The following is a 1,134-nucleotide window of genomic DNA, read 5'->3' as shown; positions in this document are numbered from 1 at the left end:
TGAAGCTGGTGCTGTAATTATGAAAAACGGCAAAAAAGAATTCCAAGATATTTATAAAAATCACCAAAACAAAACTTTAAGCTGGAGCTATTGGCGATTGGTCAATGAACAAAACGATCCAGAATTGCAAAGAGTTCACGAGAAACATTATAATTCTTGGAATTGGTTTAGTAAAAGATCAGTAAATGCAATGATAAAGCTTAAAAAATGGGATTGGTCAGGCAAATTCTTAAATCCAAAACACAGAATCCGTATTGGTTGTGCAAAAATGCAAGAAGTAAAGGAGTGCCGATAATGCTAAAGGATGCTTTGTTTGCTATTGTTTTGCTAGCACTATTCGTTAATTTTTTGTATTTAATTACTGTTGGTGTTGTGTATGTGTTTTTATATACTATATTGTTAATTAAAACTTATTTATATGGTATACAAACATGGCGAATGGAGAGATGTATTAGGCTCTTTACAAGATTAAGTGTTTTGCCTTCTATTACATTGTCAGCCTTTTTGATTGCGGGTTTGATTAAGCCTTTTTTCTTAGGACTGGTATTTTACATGCTTGTAAAGGATCCTGAGAGTGACTGGTATAATAGAATAGGATTTTTGTTTGTGTTATTACTTTGGGTTATGCCACCGATTTTTTTGGTATTAAAACCCTATCTATCAAAACAAAAAAATTACTATCAGATTTTTCTTATTTGGTATGGCATCATATCAATATTGATGTTGTTTACGATTTATGCAGCAAGAAAAGAAATATGGACTTTGCTTACATAAGGTAGTAGCAAAGAAGATTTTCAATAATGATTGGTAGGTAGTTAGATTATTAACCAATAGTTTTGATATTAATCAAGCTTAGAGTGGATTGATATCTCGGTTTAGATGTCTCGAAAGTTTGACCAAAACAGACGAAAAATCAGAAGCGAGTACGCCAAAAAAGCAGAAGACTACCTTAAACAAGCCAAAGACTATTCGATGGCATCACCTCAGCCTTGTATGCCCCTAATTCAAATGGTATCATAGGCGATGTGGCAAGAGCGGCAAGTCCACAAGTAGGTTATAACATAGGACAATACTTTAAACAAAACAAAACCCTAAACCAACTAGACAATGGTAATCGCCCAGAAGAACAAAGCC

General features: G+C 33.6%; 2 protein-coding genes. Both read left to right on the top strand.

From position 1 onward, the window contains the following. Nucleotides 1–295: hypothetical protein (locus BW928_RS11220; protein WP_211277318.1), on the top strand; the 295-nt coding region annotated here is incomplete at its 5' end. Beyond that, nucleotides 295–774: a hypothetical protein gene (locus BW928_RS11215; protein ID WP_076556282.1), complete on the top strand. Its 480-nt coding sequence runs from the start codon at nucleotides 295–297 to the stop codon at nucleotides 772–774. The genes BW928_RS11220 and BW928_RS11215, both read left to right, overlap by 1 nt. Nucleotides 775–1,134: the final 360 nt, after the last annotated feature.

This window comes from Moraxella cuniculi DSM 21768 (genome assembly GCF_900156515.1).
In the GTDB taxonomy this organism is placed as follows: Bacteria; Pseudomonadota; Gammaproteobacteria; order Pseudomonadales; family Moraxellaceae; genus Moraxella; species Moraxella cuniculi.
The sequence above is the reverse complement of the archived record's forward strand: the minus strand, read 5'-3'. Positions and strand labels throughout refer to the sequence as shown.